Here is a 19,478-nt window from a genome sequence, read left to right on the forward strand (position 1 = left end):
CCGCGCGGCTGGCCCGCCGTTACTCGGCCGCCTGCAGCGGCGCGACGATGCGCGGGGGGTGCCCCTTTTGATCGTCGCGGCCCGGGTCGGTGCCGTCGTCGATCCACTGGATCTCGGGCGCCTTGGCCTTGCGCGCCTTCCGGGCCAGCCGCATGTCCTCGCGCACCTTGAGCACGCTCAGCGATTTGAGGCTGCGCACGCCCTTGTAGGCCCCGCGCGAGATCCAGACCCGCAGCGCCAGCGCCGAGGGCGTGAAGACCAGCGTCAGTACCGTTGCGATGCCAAGGCCGAACACCACCGCCGTGGCCAGCTGCTTCCACCACAGCGCCGTGGGGCTGTCGATGGAATAGCCGCCGGCGATGAAGTCCAGGCTCAGGCCGAACATCATCGGCGCCAGGCCCGCCATGGTGGTGATGGTCGTCAGCAGCACCGGGCGGATGCGATCCTCGGCCGTGCGGATGATCGCCTCGATCCGCGGCATGTAGCGCGAGTATTCCTGGTAGGTGTCGATCAGCACGATGTTGTTGTTCACCACGATCCCGGCCAGCGCTACGATGCCGGTGCCGGTCATGATGATCGAGAAGGGCTGGTTCATCACCAGCATCCCGATCAGGCAGCCCGCGGTCGACAGCACCACGGCCAGCAACACCAGCACCGCGTTGTAGACCGAGTTGAACTGCGCCAGCAGGATGATGAACATCAGCCCCAGCGCGCCGGCGAAGGCCTTCATCAGGAAGGCGCCGCTTTCGGCCTGGTCTTCCTGGTCACCGGTCCATTCCCAGTTGACGCTGCCGGGCAGCGGGTTGTCGGGCCCGTTCAGCCATTCGGTCAGCACGCCGATGCGCTCGTTCGCGTTGGCAGGCACGGCGCTGAGGGTGCCATTTTCCAGACCTTGCGACAGGTCCGAGACCGAGGCCGCGGCCTGGAGCGATACGATGCGCTGCGGCTCGCCGTTCAGGGTCAGCCCGCCGTCCGGTTCGTCGCCCGTCACGGGCGCGACGAAGCCCGCGATGACGCCTTCGTCGTCCACCAGCTTTTGCAGGCCAGGGACCACGTCGGCTTTCACGTCGAAATGCCGGGTCTGGTCCACGCGGTCGATCTGGCCCAGCGACGGGACGGGCTTGCGGGTGATGAAGTTCGACAGAGGCACCAGCCCGTCGGCGGTGCGCACCTTCAGACTGTCCAGCGTCGACAGGACGCGGTCTTCCTCGGGCAGACGCACGCGGATGTCGATTTCCTCGTCCGAGCTGTCCACGCGCATGGTGTCGAGCAGCAGGCCGCGGGTGACCAGCTGCACCATGCCGCCCACGGTGGCGACGTCGGCGCCGAACTGGCCGGCCTTCTCGACATCGACCTCGATCTCCCAGTCGATGCCGGGCAGGGGCAGGGTGTCCTCGATATCGATGAGGCCCGGGGTGTCCTCGAACTTCAGCCGGGCGATGCGCGCGGCGTCCTGCAGCTCGGCCCAGTCGTCGCCCAGCAGACGCAGGTTCACCGGTTTGCCGCTGGCCGGACCCTGGGCCAGGTTCAGCGTCTCGGTCACCACGCCCGGCAGGCGGTCCAGCTGGTCCTGAAGGTTCGCAAGCACCACGTCGCCGTCCAGCTGCTCGATGGTCACGTCCTCGCGCGCGTTGGCGAAATCGGGCCGCTCGTCCCACGGGATCAGCTCGATCTGGACCTGCCCGATCGTGTCGAGCGGGGCTTCGGCGCCGCCGGTATTGCTATTGAGCCCACCTTCCCCGGCGAAGGCGAAGGCGGATTCGACGCCGAAGGTGTTCAGCGCGATGGCCTCGGCCTCGCGCAGCAGCGCGTCCTTTTCCGACAGCGACAGGTTGCCGCGCGCCCGGACATAGACGATCGCCTGCTCGGGCTCGGATTCGACAAAGAATTCGACGCCGTTGTTGTTCGCGGCGTAGTACATGTAGGTCGAGACGACGAAGGCGCTGACCGCGCCGATGGCGAGCACCGGCATGATCGGGTTCGCCACGATCATCTTGATGACCCAGCCGAAGGGCGTGCGGCCACGGCCCGCGCGCACCTCGCGCGGGGCGCGGTTCCATTTCACCGATCCGAGCGTGATGCCCAGCGCCACGGCGCCGCCCAGGAACAGGACCGCGCCGGGCAGGAAGGCGACGGGGCCGGGCAGGGGCGAGGGGCCCCCGAACAGGTAGCCGTGGTTCAGCGACTGCATTGCGCCGATGAACACCACGTAGGCGGCCGCGACGGCCAGTGCGGCGCGGACCACCCACGGCAGCATCCGGCGCAGGGCGTTCGACCCGCCCTCGAAGGCCCGGCTCATCCGGCCGGCGACGCCGCCCATCACGGGCAGGTAGATCAGCGCCACGATCAGCGATGCCGACAGCACGAAGATCAGCGTGACCGGCAGCATGCCCATGAACTCGCCCGGAACGCCGGGCCAGAACAGCATGGGCAGGAAGGCGCAAAGCGTCGTCGCGGTCGAACTGACGATGGGCCAGAACATCCGCTTGGCGGCCTCGGTGAAGGCGGTCATGGGGCCGGCCCCTTCCGAGATCCGGCGGTCGGCGTATTCCACGACCACGATCGCGCCGTCCACCAGCATGCCGACGGCCAGGATCAGGCCGAACATGACGATGTTGGAAATGCTGATGCCCATGATGCCCAGCAGGATGAAGCACAGCAGGAACGACGTGGGAATCGCGAAGCCCACCAGCAGGGCCGAGCGGATGCCCAGCGCCGCCAGCACCACGATCATCACCAGCGCCACCGCGGTCAGGACCGAGCCCTCCAGCTGGGACACCATGGATTCGACCTGCGTCGACTGGTCGTTCGAGGTGTTCACCCGGATCGCCTGTTGCAGGTCCTCGGGCCACTCGGCCTCGGCCGCAGCGACCTCGTCCCGGATCAGCGCGGTGGTGTCGATCAGGTTGAAGCCCTTGCGCTTGACCACCTGCAGGGCAACGGTTTCCTCGCCGTTGAACCGCGCCGTGCCGGTGCGATCTTCGAAGGTCAGGCGGATGGTCGCCAGATCGCCCAGCGTCACCACGCGGTCTCCGTTCACCTTCACCGGCAGGTCGTAGATGTCGCGCTGGTCATCGAAGGACGACGGGATCTTGACCGCGAAGGCGCCGCTTTCGGTCTCGACCTCGCCCGCCGCGATCAGCTGGTTGTTGTTCTGCACGACCGAGATCAGCTCGCCCGCGGTGACGTTGTAGGATTCCAGCCGGAGCGGGTCGATCAGGACCTCGACCATCTCGTCCCGGTGGCCCGCCAGCCCGGCCTCGAGAACCGGCTCGAGCCCTTCAAGGCGGTCCTGCAGGTCCTGCGCCACGCGCAGCAGCGTGCGCTCGGGCAGATTGCCCGTGAGCGATACGATGATGATCGGGAATTCCGAGAAGTTGATCTCGTTGATCGAATACTGTTCGGCCCCATCGGGGAAGTTCGCCTCGGCGTTCGACATGGCGTCGCGCACGTCGGCCATGATTTTGGTCTTGTCCCAGCCGAATTCGAACTCCATCGCGACGCCGGCGTAACCTTCGGAGGCGGTGGCACTCATGGTCTTGAGACCGTCGAGATCGCTCAGCTCGGTCTCCATCGGCTTGACCAGCAGGCGTTCGCTGTCCTCGGCCGAAATGCCGGGGAAGGGCACCGACACGAACAGGGCCGGGATCTCGATATCCGGCTCGCCCTCTTTCGGCAGCGTATCGTAGGTGACCCAGCCCACCGTCAACGACAGGACGATGAAGGCCAGGACCATCCGCGCGTGCTGCGCGGCCCAATCGACGATTCCGGTCATGATCCGTCCCCGCGCATTGTGATCGTCAGCGGCACGCCGTCGGCCACGTATTCCTGACCCACGACGATCACCCGTTCGGTCGCGTCGAGGCCGCTGACATAGATGCCGTCCACCGTGTCGCGTACCACGGTGACGGGTTTGAAAAGCGCGGTGTCATCCTCGGTGGCGACCCGCACGCCGAGCGCGCCGTCATCGTCCAGCGTCAGCGCGGATTGCGGTAGCAGGTGCGCCTGGCTTCCATCGCTCTGGATCATGATTTCGGCGGTCTGGCCGTCGCGGATCGTCAGGTCCTCGTTCGGCACCGAGACTTCGACTCGGAAGGTTCGCGTCTGGTCATCGGCCGAACGCGACAGGAACGTGACCTCGCCCTGAACTTCCTGCCCCGACGCAAGGCGCGCACCGGCCATGGCGCCGGTTTCGATACGGTCGACGGCGGTTTCTGGCACGAAGCCCACCAGCTTGATCGGGTCGAGTTGCAGGATCGTGGCGCACAGCCCAGCGGGTTGCAAAAACGCACCCAGCTCGGCCGTGTCGGATTCGAGAAGGCCCGAGAAGGGGGCGGTGATCTTCAGGCGATCCAGCTCGGTCTGCGCGGCGGCGACGGCGGCCTCGGCGCTCTGGACCGTGGCGGCGCTGGATTCCAGCCCGCCCCGGGCGGCCTCGATGGACGCGAGGGCCGATTCGACACCCGCGTCTGCGCCGGCCACGCGGGCGTCGGATGCGAATCCGTCCTGCGATAGGCGCTGCGCGGCGTTCTGATCGATTTGGGCCTGGCGCAGGGCCGCCTCGGCCTCGGCCAGCCGGGCGCGGGCCGATGGCGCGCTGGCCCTTGCTTCGGCCAGCCGGGCTTCGGCCTCGGCCAGGGCCACGTCGCGGGTGCCGGGATCCAGCTCGCACAGCAGGTCACCCTCGGCCACGGTCGCGCCCTTGCGCAACGGGTCCGAGATGATCTTGCCGCTGGTTTCGGCGCGGACGTCGACCTGGCGCGCCGCCTCGGTCCGGCCGCGCGTGATGACAGCGGTGTCGATGGCGCGCGCCTCGGACTGCATGGCGACCACCGAAACGGCGCTGGCGTCCGACAGGGTGTCGGTCTCGCCCTCGGCCCCGACAAGGCTGTCGGTTCCGGCGAGTTCCAGCACGGTGTCGCGTTCGAAGACGAGCAGATACAGGCTCGCCGCGACGACCAGTGCTATCAGGATCGAGACAAGTCTCATGGCGCAGTCCCGTAATAGAGAAAAGACGTGGTGTTGAGCGGTGACATAAGGGCCGGTGCCAACATAAGAAAGGGTGCAAGGTAAACTAATCGGTTCACTTTTTGCGACAAGATCGCGGCGCCGCGGCATTTTGGCCGGGAGGAGCCGCCCGAACGGGTACGAGAACCGGGTCTTTGCATTGGGCGCACGCCCGGGCTAGAAGGTCGCGAACACCGGGGACGAGGCCAGAAATTGAGCAACAACGACAGTTTCATCGACGAGGTCAGCGACGAGCTGCGCCGTGACCGTCTGTTCGGGATGCTTCGCCGTTACGGCTGGATCGCCATCGCGCTCGTGCTGCTGCTGGTGGGCGGGGCCGCCGTCTACGAATACCAGCGGGCCCAGGACAGGGCAGAGGCGCAGGCGTTCGGAGACGCGCTTCTGGCGGCCTTGGGTGAGGATTCGCCCGAGGCCCGTCGCGAGGCGCTTATGCAGATCGAGGCCGAGGGCACGCGCCGCGCCCTGATCGCCATGCTGGCGGCCGACCGGCTGGAAGGGGACGAGGCGCGTGCCGCGACCCGCACCGAGCTCGACGCCGTCGCCGCGGATGATAGCCTGCCCGCGCTCTATCGCGAGCTTGCGGTGTTGAAATGGGCGATGATCGCGCAGGATACGGTTGACGCGCAGGAGGTCATCGACCGCCTGTCGCCGCTGACCATCCCGGGCGCGCCCTATCGCCTTCTCGCGCTGGAGCAGCAAGCGGTCGCCCGCCTGCGCGCGGGCGAGGCCGACGCCGCGCTGAGTGACCTTCAGACCATCATCGCCGACGAGGCCGTGACGCGGGACTTGCGCCAGCGGGCACGGCGGTTGATTGTGGCGCTGGGTGGGTCGCTTGAAGCGGCATGAGGCAAGGACAGGGCACGGCATGACGCGCAAGACACGGGCATTGCTGGGTATTTGCGCAGCCGCTTTGATGGCCTGCGGTGAACAGGAAACCATCCTGACGGGCGAACGCCTGAGCCTGCGGGCGCTGGACGGTGCCGAGCAGACCGTTGATCAGAGCCGCCCGATCAGCCTGCCGCCGATGCAGACGCTCGCCGATTGGGGCCATCGCGCCGCCAATGCGCGGCACGCGATCCCGCACGCAACGCTGTCGGCCCAGCCGCAACTGATCTTCTCCAGCGCCATCGGGCAGGGCGACAGCCGCAAGCACCGCATCAGTGCCGATCCGGTCGTGGGCGGTGGTCGGATCTACACCGTCGACAGCCGGGCCCGCGTCATGGCCCACGCGCCGAACGGGGCCGCGCTGTGGTCCGCCGACGTCACGCCGGCGGGCGAGCCGTCGGACGACGCCTCGGGTGCCGGGCTCGCCTATGCCAACGGACGGCTTTACGTCTCGACCGGTTTCGGCCAGGTCCATGCACTGGATGCCGCGACGGGCCGGACGTACTGGACGCAGGACTTGGGCGCCTCGGCCGCGGGCGCGCCCACCGTCGTGGGCGGGCGTGTCTACGTGGTGGCCCGCGACGCGACGGGCTGGGCGCTGGACGCCGCGACCGGCCGCGTCGACTGGACCGAGCAGGGCTCGCCCTCGGATGCCGGCGTGGTCGGAGGCGCGGCGCCTGCCGTATCGGGGGATACCATCGTCATGCCCTTTGCCAGCCGCGAGCTGGTGGGCCTTCTGCCCGGCGGCACGCGGACCTGGGTCTCGGACGTGGCCGGAACGCGGCTGGGCCGGGTCTATGCCACCATCACCGACATCACGGGCGATCCCGTCATCGTGGGCGATACCGTCTACGCGGGCAGCCCCTCGGGCCGGACCAATGCCGTGGACCTCGCCTCGGGCGAGGTGATCTGGTCGGCCGAGGACGGCGCCATGTCGCCCGCCCTGGTCGCGGGCGGATCGGTCTTCACCGTGTCCGACCAGTCCGAACTGGTCCGTCTCGACGCGGCCACGGGCGACCGGATCTGGGCCACGCCCATGCCCTTCTTCCAGCGTAACGCACCGAAGAAGCGGCAGGGGATCTATGCCCATTACGGCCCCATCCTTGCCGGCGGACGGCTTTGGGTGGCGTCCGGCGACAACCTCCTGCGCGCGTTCTCGCCCGAGACCGGCGCGCTGGCGGCGCAGGTTCCGCTGCCGGGTGGCGCGGCGACGAACCCCGTGGTGGCGAACGGAACGCTCTACGTCGTATCGTCGAACGGACGGCTGCTGGCCTTCCGCTGAGGATGGGTATATGCGGCGCGCCTGATCCCTGACCTGAGGCCAGCGCCATGAGCTTCACCCTTGCCATCGTCGGTCGCCCCAATGTGGGCAAGTCGACCCTGTTCAACCGCCTTGTCGGCAAGCGCCTGGCGCTGGTGGACGACCAGCCCGGCGTGACCCGCGACCTGCGGGAAGGCGACGCGCGGCTGGGCGACCTGCGCTTCACCGTGATCGACACCGCGGGGCTCGAGGATGCCACGGACGATACGCTTCAGGGCCGCATGCGGCGCCTGACCGAGCGTGCGGTCGACATGGCCGACGTTTGCCTCATGCTGATCGATGCGCGGACGGGCGTCACGCCAGTGGACGAGACGGTGGCCGATATCCTGCGCAAGCGGGGGCGGCACGTGATTCTCGCCGCGAACAAGGCCGAGGGGCGCGCGGCGGATGCGGGGATCATCGAGGCCTATGGGCTGGGGCTGGGCGAGCCGATCCGGCTGTCGGCCGAGCATGGCGAGGGGCTGAACGATCTTTACGGCCAGCTTTTGCCGCTGTCCGAGGAATTCGCGGCGCGGACTCGATCGGATACGCCCGAGACGGATATCACGGTCGACGAGGAGGACGCCGACGCGGATGCCGTGCGCGTGCCCACCCGCGACAAGCCGTTGCAGGTGGCGGTGGTCGGGCGGCCCAACGCCGGAAAATCCACGCTGATCAACAAGTTGCTGGGCGAGGATCGGCTGCTGACCGGGCCCGAGGCGGGGATCACGCGCGACGCGATCTCGGTGCAGATGGACTGGGACGGGTTGCCGGTGCGGATCTTCGACACGGCGGGGATGCGGAAGAAGGCCAAGGTCCAGGAAAAGCTGGAGAAACTGAGCGTCAGCGACGGGCTTCGTGCGGTGAAGTTCGCCGAGGTCGTGGTCGTGCTGCTGGACGCGGCGATTCCCTTTGAACAACAAGACCTTAGGATCGCGGACCTGGCCGAGCGCGAGGGGCGCGCGGTGGTGATCGCGGTCAACAAGTGGGATGCCGAGGAAGAAAAGTCCGAGAAAATCAAGATGTTGCGCGAGGAATGCGCGCGTCTACTGCCGCAGCTTCGGGGCGTGCCGCTGGTGACGGTGTCCGCGCTGACCGGAAAAGGGCTCGACCGGCTACGGCAAGCCATTGAAAAGGCGTACGAAACCTGGAACCGACGGGTGACGACGGCGAAGCTGAACCAGTGGCTGTCGGGCATGGTCGAGGCGCATCCGCCCCCCGCGCCCGGAGGGCGGCGGATCAAGCTGCGCTACATGACGCAGGCCAAGACGCGGCCACCGGGATTCGTGGTCATGTGTTCCAACCCCGAGAAGATGAGCGACGCGTATTCCCGCTATCTTGTCAACGGGTTACGCGACACGTTCGACATGCCGGGCACGCCCGTGCGGCTGTGGATGCGGTCGCAATCCGAGGCGAATCCCTACAAGAATCGCACGAAATCCACGCCCTCGCGGCTGCGCAAACACCTGGGCAAGGGCCGCGCGGACGAATAGGCGGCGGACCGTGCACGGGGCGTCCCCGCCGCGTCGGCGCGGCGTACACCGGGCGTGCAGCGCGGGTGCACGGACCGGCACCAGGGGTCGGACGACCGGTGCACGGTGTCGGCGCGGCGTGCACGGCGCGTCGGACGGGATGTGATCAGGCCGTTTTCGGCCCGCGCAGCCCCTTCACCGACCAGAACGCGAAGCCGAGCGCGGCGGCGCCCGAGATCACCATGAGGCCCGGCGCCAGCCCCGCGTTCTGCGACGCGATGCCCACCAGCGCCCAGGCGATGCCCGCCGGGTAGCCCGCGCCGGGGCGGCGCCACTGCACCAGCGCGCCGATCCCCAGCGCGAGGCACAGGGCGACATAGGCGGCGAGCAGGGCGCCCAGCACGCCGTAGCCCGCCAGCAGCAGCCCGACCGAGACCGAGGAGGCCGCCGTCAGCCACCCGGCGTAAAGCCCCACGGGCCCCTGCGCGAAGCCCCGGTCGCGCCTGGGGGTGCGCAGGTAGGCGATGATGGCGGTGACCAGCATGACCCAGATGAGGACGGTGGCCCAGACGGGCGACCGCTCGGCCACCGAAAGCCAGACGGTGCCCACGGCCAGGCTGAGGCAGAGCGGCGCGCGGTAGGCCTGCCAGGACGGGGCATCGCGCTTCTTCCACAGCCCGACACCGGCCCCGAGGATGAGCCACAGGTAGATCGGCCCCCAGATCGCGAAGGCCCACCCCGCCGGCTGCACCGGCGGGTTGCGCTGCGGCACCGGGTAGAGATTCGGGTCGAATCCGTCGAAGGGAACGAAGACCGGGGCCGCTGCGAAGGCGAGGGCGAGGAGGAGGAGGAGGTGGGGCATGATCAACGCTTGTTAACTTCGTCCACGCGGAAAGAGTAATTACCTTTTCTAATATCTCTTTGAGCTATACTGAAGAATTTCGTTGGAAGAGGCGGCGAGTTTGTTCTGGCCGAATCCATCCGATCCATTAATTGTTCAAATGTAGCCGTGACCGTTTCTACCTCGGAATCTTTTCCGAGGTTTGCCAGTTGGCGAAATCTGTCCCGCAGGTTTGTAAACTCAACCGCCGATGTTGTAATCTCTCGAACCCTCATGTCCATCCCAAGGGAGACGTAGATTGCAGGAAAGAATCCTGAAAGTATCACGAGCGCAGTAGAAATTAACTTGAGGAAGTCATTTGGATCGCCAATTGCAATAATTGACGCCGCGCCGCTCAGGATGATTGGCGTGATAATGAACCCTGTGCGCCACTTTGAAGCTCTTTTTTGCCACTCGTACAACCCAGCAGCGGTATAAGCGCAGGATTCCTCTTGGCGCTTACACTCTTTCACAAGCTCCTCAATGTCCATCACTTAGACCTTTGATGGGATATCTGTTCCGAAAATATCCTGCCAATAAAGACCTGCAAGTATTTCATTCGAGCCCTCATGAGAACAGGCTGTGTCAGCTGCGCTAGCCGCTGCTTTCGCTTTGGTAAGCCACGCATTGGAAATGTAGTGCATATCGTAAGTCCCAGGAGAGTAAAGATATGAGTTCGCCTTGCTACAAAGGAAATGGAGGAAGTCTCGACACATCCAGTCATAGTACATGGCTCCCTTGGCTCTATGCTCCCAGCCGCGCATAAATTGGACTGCAAGAAGTTCGATCCAAAATGACTTCAGCTGTACTGAGCAATACGCCTGCCAGCGTTTGGAAAATTTAACCAATTTTCTTGTTGCTCCACTCGATTGACTGTCGCTTGTCTTTATTATTTCGAACTCCGTGTCGTAATCAATTTCTTTGAATCTCCCACCATTGGTTGTTTCGCATATCCAGTATTTGTTGTTATTTAGCTTAAAAGCGGGAACCATTTCCGCTTTGTAGCCGGAAAAGGGTACCGAGACAATCGGCCCTGATCCCTTTATGCTGGTTGATGGATAGCTTGCTAGAAGTGCTGATCGAACCTCTTGTAATATTTGAGATTGGATGTTTCCTGTCCGGCCTATGAAGCGCGTATATGTCGAATATGGGAGTTCGTATAGAATATCGACGTCTCTCGGTGGTCGGACTCGTGTAAATTTACCCCAAGAGCCGATAAACTTCGAGTTACCTTCGCTGCTTCCGGAAGAATAATATTTTTTGTTGAGAACTGTAACTATTGATCTTCTACTCTGCCTGCCGGCCTCACGCTGCGCTTCGGTTAAGGAAATATTGCTGTGGAATTGGTTAAATCTTTTCGCAACAGACATAGGATTGCTTCCGTCAAATCTTCTCCACACCCCCCATATACCCCCGCAGCACCTCCGGCACCACCACGAAGCCGTCGGCCTGCTGGTAGTTCTCCAGCACGGCGATGAGGGCGCGGCCGACGGCGAGGCCGGAGCCGTTGAGGGTGTGGACGAATTGCGGTTTGCCGCCGCCCGCGGGCTTGAAGCGGGCGTTCATGCGGCGGGCCTGGAAATCGCCCGTGGTCGAGACCGAGCTGATCTCGCGGTAGCGGTCCTGGCCGGGCAGCCAGACCTCGATATCGAAGGTGCGGCGGGCGCCGAAGCCGGTGTCGCCCGAGCAGAGCTTCACGGTGCGGTAGGGCAGGCCCAGCGCCTCGAGCACGCCCTCGGCGCAGCCCAGCATGCGCATCTGCTCGTCCTCCGACGCGTCGGGACGGGTGACCGACACCATCTCGACCTTCTCGAACTGGTGCTGGCGCAGCATGCCCGCGGTGTCCTTGCCCGCGCTGCCGGCCTCGGAGCGGAAGCACAGCGTGTGGGCCACGTAGCGGCGCGGCAGATAGTCCTCGTCGACGGTGTGGCCGGCGACGATGTTGGTGAGCGTGACCTCGGCCGTGGGGATCAGCCACCAGCCGTTGGTGGTGCGATAGCTGTCCTCGGCGAATTTCGGCAGCTGCCCGGTGCCCAGCATCGCCTCGTCCCGGACGAGCACGGGGGTCATGGTCTCGGTCAGCCCGTTTTGCGTGACGTGGTGGTCGAGCATGAACTGCGCCAGCGCCCGGTGGAGCCGCGCGACCGGCCCCGACAGCACGGCGAAGCGCGAGCCCGAGAGCTTGGCGGCGGTTTCGAAGTCGAGCCCGTCGGCGGCGGGGATCTGGTAGTGCTCGAGCGGCTGGAAGTCGAAGGCGGGGGGCGTGCCGTGGCGCTTGACCTCGACATTGTCGTCCTCGTCGGCGCCGTCGGGCACGTCGTCGGCCAGGATGTTGGGCAGCCCCATGAGCAGGTCGGTGAGCTGGGCGTCGAGATCCTTGGCCTCGGCCTCGGCCTCGCCGATCCGCTGCTTGGCCTGGGCGAGCTCGGCGCGCAGGCGCTCGAACCCGGCCTCGTCGCCCTTGGCCTTGGCGGCGCCCACCTGTTTCGAGGCGGCGTTCTGGGCGGCCCTGGCGGTCTCGGCCGCGTGGATGGCGGCGCGGCGGGCGTCGTCGAGCTTGAGGATGGGGGTCGAGGCGTCCGGGAGGCCCCGGCGGGCCATGGCGGCGTCGAAGCCGGCGGGGTCGTCGCGGATCAGGCGGATGTCGTGCATGGGGGCCTCCGGGGAATTTGTCGCGACCGGATATGCAACAGGTTCGGGGCGGGGGGAAGGGTAGTGGCCGGGGAAGAGGTATTTTTGGAAAGATGAAGCGCCGCGGGCGGCCCTGGCCGTGTGCGAGGGGGCCGCGCGGTCACATCACGCCCCGTGAAATCCCCGTCACCCTGACGCAGGTCCCCTTGCTGGACAAGGCCCGCCCCCACAGATAAGGGTCTGGCCGACCAAAGGGGGCGCCGCCCGCGCGCGTGCGCCCCGATCCCACGACCGAGGAAGTCCACATGCTTGTCACCCCTGCCTATGCCCAGGCCGCCGGCGGCGCCGGAGGCGCGTTCGCCAGCTTCGTGCCGCTGATCCTGATCTTCGCCATCATGTATTTCCTGCTGATCCGCCCGCAGCAGAAGAAGGTGAAAGAGCACCAAAAGATGGTCGAGGCGCTGCGCCGGGGCGACCAGGTGGTCACCGCCGGGGGGCTCGTGGGCAAGGTCGTGAAGGTGGACGAGGGCGAGGCCACGGTCGAACTGGCCGAGAACGTGAAAGTCCGCGTCATCAAGTCGACCATCGCGCAGGTGCGCAGCAAGACCGAGCCTTCGGACGCCTCCTGAGCGTTCCCCTGACCCCCTGACACCGCGCCCGGAGGCGCCGCCGACATGCTGCAGATCCCGACCTGGAAGCGGATCTTCATCTGGGCCGTCGTGGCCTGCGGGCTGATCCTGGCGCTGCCCAACGCCTTCTATTCCCGCGTGGAGCAGGCCAACGACGCCCGCGCCGCGATCGAGCAGTCCGGCGCCACCGCCGCGCTCGAGGAGCAGGCGGCGGGCTGGCCCGATTTCCTGCCCTCGGGGCTGGTGAACCTGGGGCTGGACCTGCGGGGCGGTGCCCACCTGCTGGCCGAGGTGCAGGTCGAGGATGTCTATGCCAGCCGCATGGACGGCATCTGGCCCGAGCTGCGCGACGCCCTGCGCGACGCCCGCGACGAGGTGGGCACCATCCGCCGGGTGGACGAGGGCGGCGACCAGCTGATCGTGGCGCTGTCCGATCCCGCGGGCCTGCCCCGCGCCATGGAGATCGCGCGGGGGCTGGCGCGGCCGGTCTCGACCATCTCGGGCGTGGGCGCGCAGGACCTGAGCGTCGAGGGCCGCGATGGCCAGCTGATCGTCCAGCTGTCGCCCGAGGAACAATCGGCCACCGACGACCGCACCATCCGCCAGAGCCTGGAGATCATCCGCCGCCGCGTGGACGAGGTGGGCACCCGCGAACCCACGATCCAGCGCCAGGGCGAGGACCGGATCCTGATCCAGGTGCCCGGCATCGGCTCGGCCGAGGAGCTGAAGGCGCTGATCGGCACCACCGCGCAGCTGACCTTCAATCCCGTGATCTCGCGCGGGGGGGACCCGGACGCGGCGACGTCGTCGCGGCAGGTGGTCTATCCGCTGCTGGACGAGCCCGAGACCTATTACACGCTGGAGCGCACACCGGTCGTGTCGGGCGAGGACCTGGTGGACGCGCAGCCGTCCTTCGACCAGAACGGCCGGCCCGCCGTCACCTTCCGCTTCAACCCCACCGGCGCGCGGGCCTTCGGCGACTACACCGCCGAGAATATCGGGTCGCCCTTCGCGATCGTGCTGGACGAGGAAGTGATCAGCGCGCCCGTGATCCAGAGCCACATCCCCGGCGGCAGCGGCATCATCACCGGCAACTTCACGGTCGAGGAATCGACCCAGCTGGCCGTGCTGCTGCGCGCGGGCGCGCTGCCGGCCGAGCTGACCTTCCTGGAAGAACGCACCATCGGCCCCGAGCTGGGTCAGGACAGCATCGAGGCCGGGCAGATCGCCTGCCTCGTCGCCTTCGTGGCGGTTCTGGTCTTCATGGCGCTGAGTTACGGGCTGTTCGGCATCTTCGCCAATATCGCGCTGCTTCTGAACGTGGCGCTGCTGTTCGGGCTGCTGAGCCTGATCGGCGCCACGCTGACCCTGCCGGGCATCGCGGGGATCGTGCTGACCATCGGCATGGCGGTGGACGCCAACGTGCTGGTGTTCGAGCGCATTCGCGAGGAGCTCAAGACCGCGCGGGGGCCGAGCCGCGCGATCTCGCAGGGGTACGAGCGGGCGCTGAGCGCCATCGTCGACGCCAACATCACCACCTTCATCATCGCGGCGATCCTGTTCACGCTGGGATCGGGTCCGGTGCGCGGCTTTGCCGTGACGCTGGGACTGGGCATCATCACGTCCGTCTTCACGGCGATCTTCGTCACCCGGCTGCTGATCGTGACGTGGTTCGACCGCCGCCGCCCCAAAACCATCGAGGTCTGAGATGCGTCTGAAACTGGTTCCGGACGACACGAATATCGACTTCTTCAAGCACGCGAAGGCGACCTTCGGTGCGTCCTGCGTGGCGATGGTGCTGAGCCTTGTCGTCTGGCTGATGCTGGGGCTGAACTTCGGCATCGATTTCCGCGGCGGCACGACGATCCGCACCGAGGGAACCGCACAGGTCGACGTGGCGGCCTACCGTGCGGCGATCGAGCCGCTGGAGCTGGGCGACGTGGTGATCTCGGAGGTCTTCGACCCCAGCTTCGGCGACGACCGCAACGTGGCCATGGTGCGTATCCAGGCCCAAGAGGGACAGGAGAGCGTGGCCTCGGACACCGTCGCGGCGGTCGAAGCGGCGTTGAGCGAGGTGGACCCCTCGATCACCTTCCCGTCGGTGGAATCGGTGGGGCCCAAGGTCTCGGGCGAGCTGATCAACACGGCGCTTCTGGCCGTGGGCGCGGCACTGGCGGCGATGCTGTTCTACATCTGGCTGCGGTTCGAGTGGCAGTTCGCCGTGGGCGCGGTGGGCGCGCTGGTGCACGACATCCTGCTGACCATCGGGATCTTCTCGCTGTTCCAGATCCGGTTCGACGTGGCGACCATCGCCGCGCTGCTGACGGTGCTGGGCTATTCGATCAACGACACCGTGGTGATCTTCGACCGGCTGCGCGAGAACCTGATCAAGTGGAAGCAGCGCGAGTTGCGCGATGTCATGAACCTGAGCGTAAACGAGACCCTCAGCCGCACGGTGATGACCAGCGGCACGACGCTGCTGGCGCTGATCGCGCTGCTGGTTCTGGGCGGCGACGTGATCCGGGGCTTCGTCTTCGCCATCACCTGGGGCGTGATTGTCGGCACCTATTCGTCGGTCTTCGTGGCCAAGAACATCGTTCTGTTCCTGGGCGTGAAGCGCGACTGGTCCAAGCCCGACAAGACCGACGGCAACCAGTTCGCCAATATCGACAGCTGACGCGGCCATGCCGGCGCTGATCGACGCGGCGCTGGCACAGCCCGGCCTGTGGCCCATGGTCCTGGCGGCGGTGATGGCCGGGATCGTGCGTGGCTTTTCGGGCTTCGGCACCGCCATGGTGTTCCTGCCCGTCGCCGGGCAATACCTGCCACCCGTCGCCGCCCTGAGCGTGCTGCTGGCCATGGACCTGCTGGGACCGCTGCCGAACGTGCCCGCCGCGTGGCGGTCGGCCGAGCGGCGCGACCTGGGCCGCCTGACGCTGGGTCTGCTGCTGGGGCTGCCTCTGGGCCTGGGTCTGCTGGTGGTGATCGCGCCCGAGGTCTTCCGTTATGCCGTGTCGATCACCGCGCTGGTGCTGCTGGCGCTCCTGGCCGCCGGGGTCCGCTATCGCGGGACGATGACGCCCACGATTGTCACCGGTGCGGGCCTTGTCGGCGGCGTCTTCGGCGGCGCGGCGGGAATCGGCGGGCCGCCCGTCATCCTTCTTTACATGGCGTCGACCAAGCCGGTTGCCGTGATCCGCGCCAACCTGCTGCTGTTCCTGGTGATCGTCGACATCGCGTCGCTGGTCCTTCTGGGGATCTGGGGGCGGCTGCAGCCTGGGCCGGTGGTGCTGGGGCTGGCTTTGACGCTGCCCTACCTGCTGGCGAATATTGCCGGAGCGGCTATGTTCCGGCCCGAACGGGCGCGCCTCTATCGCGGCGTGGCCCAGGCGATCATCGCGGCATCGGCCATTCTGGGCCTGCCGCTCCTGGACTGAGGAAAGGACCCCTATGGAACTGCACGAAGTCCCCTTCGAGGGCGAGCGTCCGGTCGACGGCTACGGCCCCAATTTCTTCCGCGTGGGCGGCAAGGTGCACGAGGGCGCCATCGCCGTGCTGCCGGGCGGCGTGGCCGCCTGGGGCGGGTTCGAGGACACCGAGACGGTCCTGCAGGCCGCCGAGCGGATGGACGTGGTCTTCGTCGGCACCGGCGCCGAGATCGCCCATGCCCCCGCGGGGTTCCGCAGCGCCCTGGAAGACGCTGGGCTGGGCGTCGAGGTCATGGCCTCGCCCGCCGCCTGCCGCACCTACAACGTCCTGCTGAGCGAAGGCCGCCGCATCGGCGCGGTTCTGCTGCCCGTCACGTGAGCGGCCTTGTCGCAAGCGACCTGGCCGTGGCGCGCGGCGGTGTGCCGCTGCTGGCGGGCGTCAGTTTCGACGTGGCGCCGGGCCGCGCGCTGATCCTGACGGGGCGCAACGGCATCGGAAAGACGACGCTTCTGCGCACGCTCGCCGGGTTGCAGCCGCCGCTGGCGGGCCGCGTCGCGCCGGGGGGCGAGCGCAGCGCCTACGGCGCCCACGCGGACGGGATGAAGGCCACGCTGTCGGTGGCCGAGAACCTGGGCTTCTGGGCCACGTTGCACGGGGCCGGGGACATCGCGCCCGCGCTTGCGGCGTTCGACCTGGACGACCTGCGCGGCCGCGCGGCGCAGCACCTGTCGGCGGGGCAGCGGCGGCGGCTGGGCCTTGCACGGATGCTGCTGACGGGGCGCGACATCTGGCTGCTGGACGAGCCCACCGTGTCGCTGGACCGCGCCAGCGTCGCCCGGTTCGCCGACGCGGTGCGCGCGCATCTGGGTCGCGGCGGGATCGCGGTGCTGGCAACCCACGTGGAGCTGGGGATCGAGGCCGAGGCGCTGGATCTCGAACGCTACCGTGTGACCGGGGCGACAGCCGGGCAGGGCGGCGGCGACATCTTCGCCGAAGGGGCCGTGGAATGATCCGCATCCTGTCGCGCGACGTGGCTCTGGCGGTGCGCGCGGGCGGCGGCTTCGGCCTGAGCCTGGCGTTCTTCCTGATCGTCGTGGTGCTGGTGCCCTTCGGCGTCGGCCCGGAAACGGCCGTGCTGGCCCCCATCGCACCGGGCATCCTGTGGCTGGGCGCGCTTCTGGCCTGCCTGCTGTCGCTGGACCGGGTCTTCGCGCTGGACCGCGAGGACGGGGCGCTGGACCTGCTGGCCACCGCGCCTGTGCCGTTGGAAGGCGTTGCGCTGGCCAAGGCCGGGGCCCATTGGCTGACCACCGGCCTGCCGCTGTCGCTGGCCGCGCCGTTCCTTGCCGTGCTGCTGGGCCTGCCCGCGCCGGGGCATCTGTGGCTGGCGGTGTCGCTGCTGGTGGGCACCCCGGCGCTGAGCCTGATCGGCACCTTCGGCGCGGCGCTGACCGTGGGGCTGAAGCGCGGCGGCTTGCTGCTGTCGCTGCTGGTGCTGCCGCTTTATGTGCCCACGCTGATCTTCGGGGCCGACGTGGCGCGGCGCGGGGCCGAGGGGCTGGCGCTGGGGCCGCCGCTGGCGCTGTTGGGGGCGGTCACGGCGGGCTGCGTCGCGCTGCTGCCCTTCGCCACGGCGGCGGCGCTGCGGGTGTCGCTGCGCTAGGGCGTGCCTGCGGCGTCACGACCCCGTCAAGGCGCCTTGAGGCGCCGCGCGGGCGCATATATGCAAACCGAGATGTCCTTGTGGTCCTACGCAAATCCCACGCGCTTCATGGCGACGACCCGGCCGCTGCTGCCGTGGCTGTCGGCGTTGGCGGCCGCGTGCCTGGTGGTGGGGCTGGTCTGGGGGTTCTTCTTCACGCCAGATGACTACCGCCAGGGATCGACGGTCAAGATCATCTACCTGCACGTGCCATCGGCCCTGATGGCGATCAACGCGTGGTTCATGATGCTGGTGGCGTCGCTGATCTGGCTGATCCGCCGCCACCACGTGAGCGCGCTGGCCGCCAAGGCGGCGGCGCCGGTGGGCGTGACGATGACGCTGGTGGCGCTGGTCACCGGCGCGGTCTGGGGCAGCCCCATGTGGGGGACCTGGTGGGCCTGGGACCCGCGGCTGACATCGTTCCTGATCCTGTTCCTGTTCTACCTGGGATACATGGCACTGTGGGCCGCGATCGAGGACCCGGATACCGCCGCCGACCTGACGAGCGTGCTGTGCCTTGTCGGTTCGGTCTTCGCGGTGCTGTCGCGCTATGCCGTGAACTTCTGGAACCAGGGACTGCACCAGGGCGCGTCGCTGTCGCTGGACAAGGAAGAGAACGTGGCGGACGTGTTCTACATTCCGCTGCTGGTCTGCATCGCGGGCTTCGTGCTCCTGTTCGTGGCGCTGGTTCTGGCGCGCACGCGGACCGAGATCCGGGCACGCCGCCTGCACGCCCTGCAACTGCGCGAAAGGATGGCGTGATGCCGGACCTGGGCAAATACGCGGTCGAGGTGGGCGCGGCCTACGGGCTGAGCGCCGTGCTGATCGTCGGGCTGGTGGCCGTGACGCTGTGGCGCGGCAAGCGGGTCAAGCGCGCGCTGGACGCCGCGGAGGGCCGGCGAAATGCCTAGGATCCCCGTGCTTGCCATCGTGCCGCCCGTGGTCTTCGCCGCGCTGGCGGGCCTGTTCTTCGCGGGGATGCAGCGCGAGGATCCCGACGCGCTGCCCACGACTTTTGCGGGCAAGGCCGCGCCGGCGATCGAGGCGACGCCGTTCAACGAGTTCGAGGGCTTCGACCGCTCCGTGCTGGAAGAGCCGGGCGTGAAGCTGGTGAACTTCTGGGCCAGCTGGTGCGGCCCGTGCCGGGTGGAGCATCCGAATCTCGAGGCGCTGGCCGACGAGGGAATCCCGATCTACGGTGTCAACTTCAAGGACCGGCCCGACAACGCGTCATCCTTCCTCGCGGAGCTCGGCAATCCCTATGACGCGGTCGGTGCCGACGGCGAGGGGCGCATCGCGCGCGACTGGGGCGTCTACGGCGTGCCCGAGACCTACGTGATCGACGGGCAGGGCCGCGTGATCGAGCGGCTGGCCGGCCCCATCACCCAGCGTACACTGGAAGGCCAGATCCGCCCGGCGATCGACGCAGCCACCGACGACTGACCAGACCGGTCAGTTCAGGATAATGATGTAGACCAGTGCCAGAAGACACAGACCGAATTCCAATCGGGGAAAGGGGTTG

The 19,478-nt window shown here is 67.4% G+C and carries 19 protein-coding genes; 13 read left to right on the forward strand and 6 right to left on the reverse strand.

What is annotated here, in order from left to right:
• Positions 1-19: 19 nt before the first annotated feature.
• Both BMX96_RS02435 and BMX96_RS02440 read right to left on the reverse strand, forming a co-directional pair.
• Positions 20-3,775, reverse strand: a complete 3,756-nt coding sequence (locus tag BMX96_RS02435; protein WP_091843906.1) for an efflux RND transporter permease subunit — start codon at positions 3,773-3,775, stop codon at positions 20-22.
• Positions 3,772-4,989 carry an efflux RND transporter periplasmic adaptor subunit gene (locus tag BMX96_RS02440; RefSeq protein WP_091843908.1) on the reverse strand — a complete coding sequence of 406 codons (1,218 nt, stop codon included), beginning with the start codon at positions 4,987-4,989 and terminating at the stop codon, positions 3,772-3,774. The genes BMX96_RS02435 and BMX96_RS02440 overlap by 4 nt, the downstream gene beginning before the upstream one ends.
• Before the next feature lie 231 nt (positions 4,990-5,220).
• On the opposite strand from BMX96_RS02440, the gene BMX96_RS02445 reads away from it, so the two are divergent.
• From BMX96_RS02445 to der, 3 genes are read left to right on the forward strand one after another with little or no spacing between them, the layout of a single operon-like run.
• Positions 5,221-5,874 (forward strand): hypothetical protein, encoded by a 654-nt coding sequence (locus BMX96_RS02445; protein ID WP_091843911.1) that lies wholly within the window; start codon positions 5,221-5,223, stop codon positions 5,872-5,874.
• A 19-nt stretch (positions 5,875-5,893) separates the two neighbouring features.
• Positions 5,894-7,195, forward strand: coding sequence for a PQQ-like beta-propeller repeat protein (locus BMX96_RS02450; RefSeq protein WP_091843914.1), 1,302 nt, complete (start codon positions 5,894-5,896; stop codon positions 7,193-7,195).
• Between the two features lie 47 nt (positions 7,196-7,242).
• Positions 7,243-8,706: a ribosome biogenesis GTPase Der gene (gene der, locus BMX96_RS02455; RefSeq protein WP_091843916.1), complete on the forward strand. Its 1,464-nt coding sequence runs from the start codon at positions 7,243-7,245 to the stop codon at positions 8,704-8,706.
• A gap of 145 nt (positions 8,707-8,851) precedes the next feature.
• Here der and BMX96_RS02460 read toward each other — a convergent pair whose 3' ends face one another.
• From BMX96_RS02460 to serS, 4 genes are read right to left on the reverse strand one after another with little or no spacing between them, the layout of a single operon-like run.
• The gene (locus BMX96_RS02460) at positions 8,852-9,547 is read right to left on the reverse strand and encodes a tryptophan-rich sensory protein (protein WP_091843918.1); all 696 of its coding nucleotides are present in this window, start codon (positions 9,545-9,547) and stop codon (positions 8,852-8,854) included.
• 2 nt (positions 9,548-9,549) lie between these two features.
• Positions 9,550-10,056 carry an SLATT domain-containing protein gene (locus BMX96_RS19120; protein ID WP_139209928.1) on the reverse strand — a complete coding sequence of 169 codons (507 nt, stop codon included), beginning with the start codon at positions 10,054-10,056 and terminating at the stop codon, positions 9,550-9,552.
• Positions 10,057-10,059: 3 nt separating this feature from the next.
• Complete coding sequence (locus BMX96_RS19125) at positions 10,060-10,935, reverse strand: SMODS domain-containing nucleotidyltransferase (RefSeq protein ID WP_139209930.1); 876 nt, start codon at positions 10,933-10,935, stop codon at positions 10,060-10,062.
• Positions 10,936-10,948: 13 nt separating this feature from the next.
• Positions 10,949-12,217 (reverse strand): serine--tRNA ligase, encoded by a 1,269-nt coding sequence (gene serS, locus BMX96_RS02465; protein WP_091843920.1) that lies wholly within the window; start codon positions 12,215-12,217, stop codon positions 10,949-10,951.
• A 284-nt stretch (positions 12,218-12,501) separates the two neighbouring features.
• On the opposite strand from serS, the gene yajC reads away from it, so the two are divergent.
• From yajC to BMX96_RS02515, 10 genes are all read left to right on the forward strand, one after another.
• Positions 12,502-12,825 carry a preprotein translocase subunit YajC gene (gene yajC / locus BMX96_RS02470; RefSeq protein WP_073126221.1) on the forward strand — a complete coding sequence of 108 codons (324 nt, stop codon included), beginning with the start codon at positions 12,502-12,504 and terminating at the stop codon, positions 12,823-12,825.
• Between the two features lie 45 nt (positions 12,826-12,870).
• Complete coding sequence (gene secD, locus BMX96_RS02475) at positions 12,871-14,532, forward strand: protein translocase subunit SecD (protein ID WP_091843922.1); 1,662 nt, start codon at positions 12,871-12,873, stop codon at positions 14,530-14,532.
• Between the two features lies 1 nt (position 14,533).
• The gene (gene secF, locus BMX96_RS02480; RefSeq protein WP_091843924.1) at positions 14,534-15,502 is read left to right on the forward strand and encodes a protein translocase subunit SecF; all 969 of its coding nucleotides are present in this window, start codon (positions 14,534-14,536) and stop codon (positions 15,500-15,502) included.
• A gap of 7 nt (positions 15,503-15,509) precedes the next feature.
• A complete protein-coding gene (locus BMX96_RS02485; RefSeq protein WP_091843926.1) occupies positions 15,510-16,262 on the forward strand; it encodes a TSUP family transporter in 753 nt (250 codons plus the stop codon).
• Between the two features lie 13 nt (positions 16,263-16,275).
• A complete protein-coding gene (locus BMX96_RS02490) occupies positions 16,276-16,632 on the forward strand; it encodes an Mth938-like domain-containing protein (protein ID WP_073126213.1) in 357 nt (118 codons plus the stop codon).
• Positions 16,629-17,264, forward strand: coding sequence for a heme ABC exporter ATP-binding protein CcmA (ccmA, locus tag BMX96_RS02495; protein WP_091843928.1), 636 nt, complete (start codon positions 16,629-16,631; stop codon positions 17,262-17,264). Before BMX96_RS02490 ends, ccmA begins: the two co-directional genes overlap by 4 nt.
• Entirely contained in the window at positions 17,261-17,917 is a 657-nt protein-coding gene (ccmB, locus tag BMX96_RS02500; RefSeq protein WP_073126209.1) for a heme exporter protein CcmB, read from the forward strand. The genes ccmA and ccmB overlap by 4 nt, the downstream gene beginning before the upstream one ends.
• 72 nt (positions 17,918-17,989) lie before the next feature.
• The gene (locus BMX96_RS02505) at positions 17,990-18,718 is read left to right on the forward strand and encodes a heme ABC transporter permease (RefSeq protein ID WP_091844384.1); all 729 of its coding nucleotides are present in this window, start codon (positions 17,990-17,992) and stop codon (positions 18,716-18,718) included.
• Positions 18,718-18,867 (forward strand): heme exporter protein CcmD, encoded by a 150-nt coding sequence (gene ccmD, locus BMX96_RS02510; protein WP_407944646.1) that lies wholly within the window; start codon positions 18,718-18,720, stop codon positions 18,865-18,867. The genes BMX96_RS02505 and ccmD overlap by 1 nt, the downstream gene beginning before the upstream one ends.
• Positions 18,860-19,399: a DsbE family thiol:disulfide interchange protein gene (locus BMX96_RS02515; protein WP_091843932.1), complete on the forward strand. Its 540-nt coding sequence runs from the start codon at positions 18,860-18,862 to the stop codon at positions 19,397-19,399. Before ccmD ends, BMX96_RS02515 begins: the two co-directional genes overlap by 8 nt.
• The last annotated feature ends 79 nt before the right edge of the window (positions 19,400-19,478 follow it).

Source organism: Palleronia pelagia, from assembly GCF_900110115.1.
Taxonomy (GTDB): domain Bacteria; phylum Pseudomonadota; class Alphaproteobacteria; order Rhodobacterales; family Rhodobacteraceae; genus Palleronia; species Palleronia pelagia.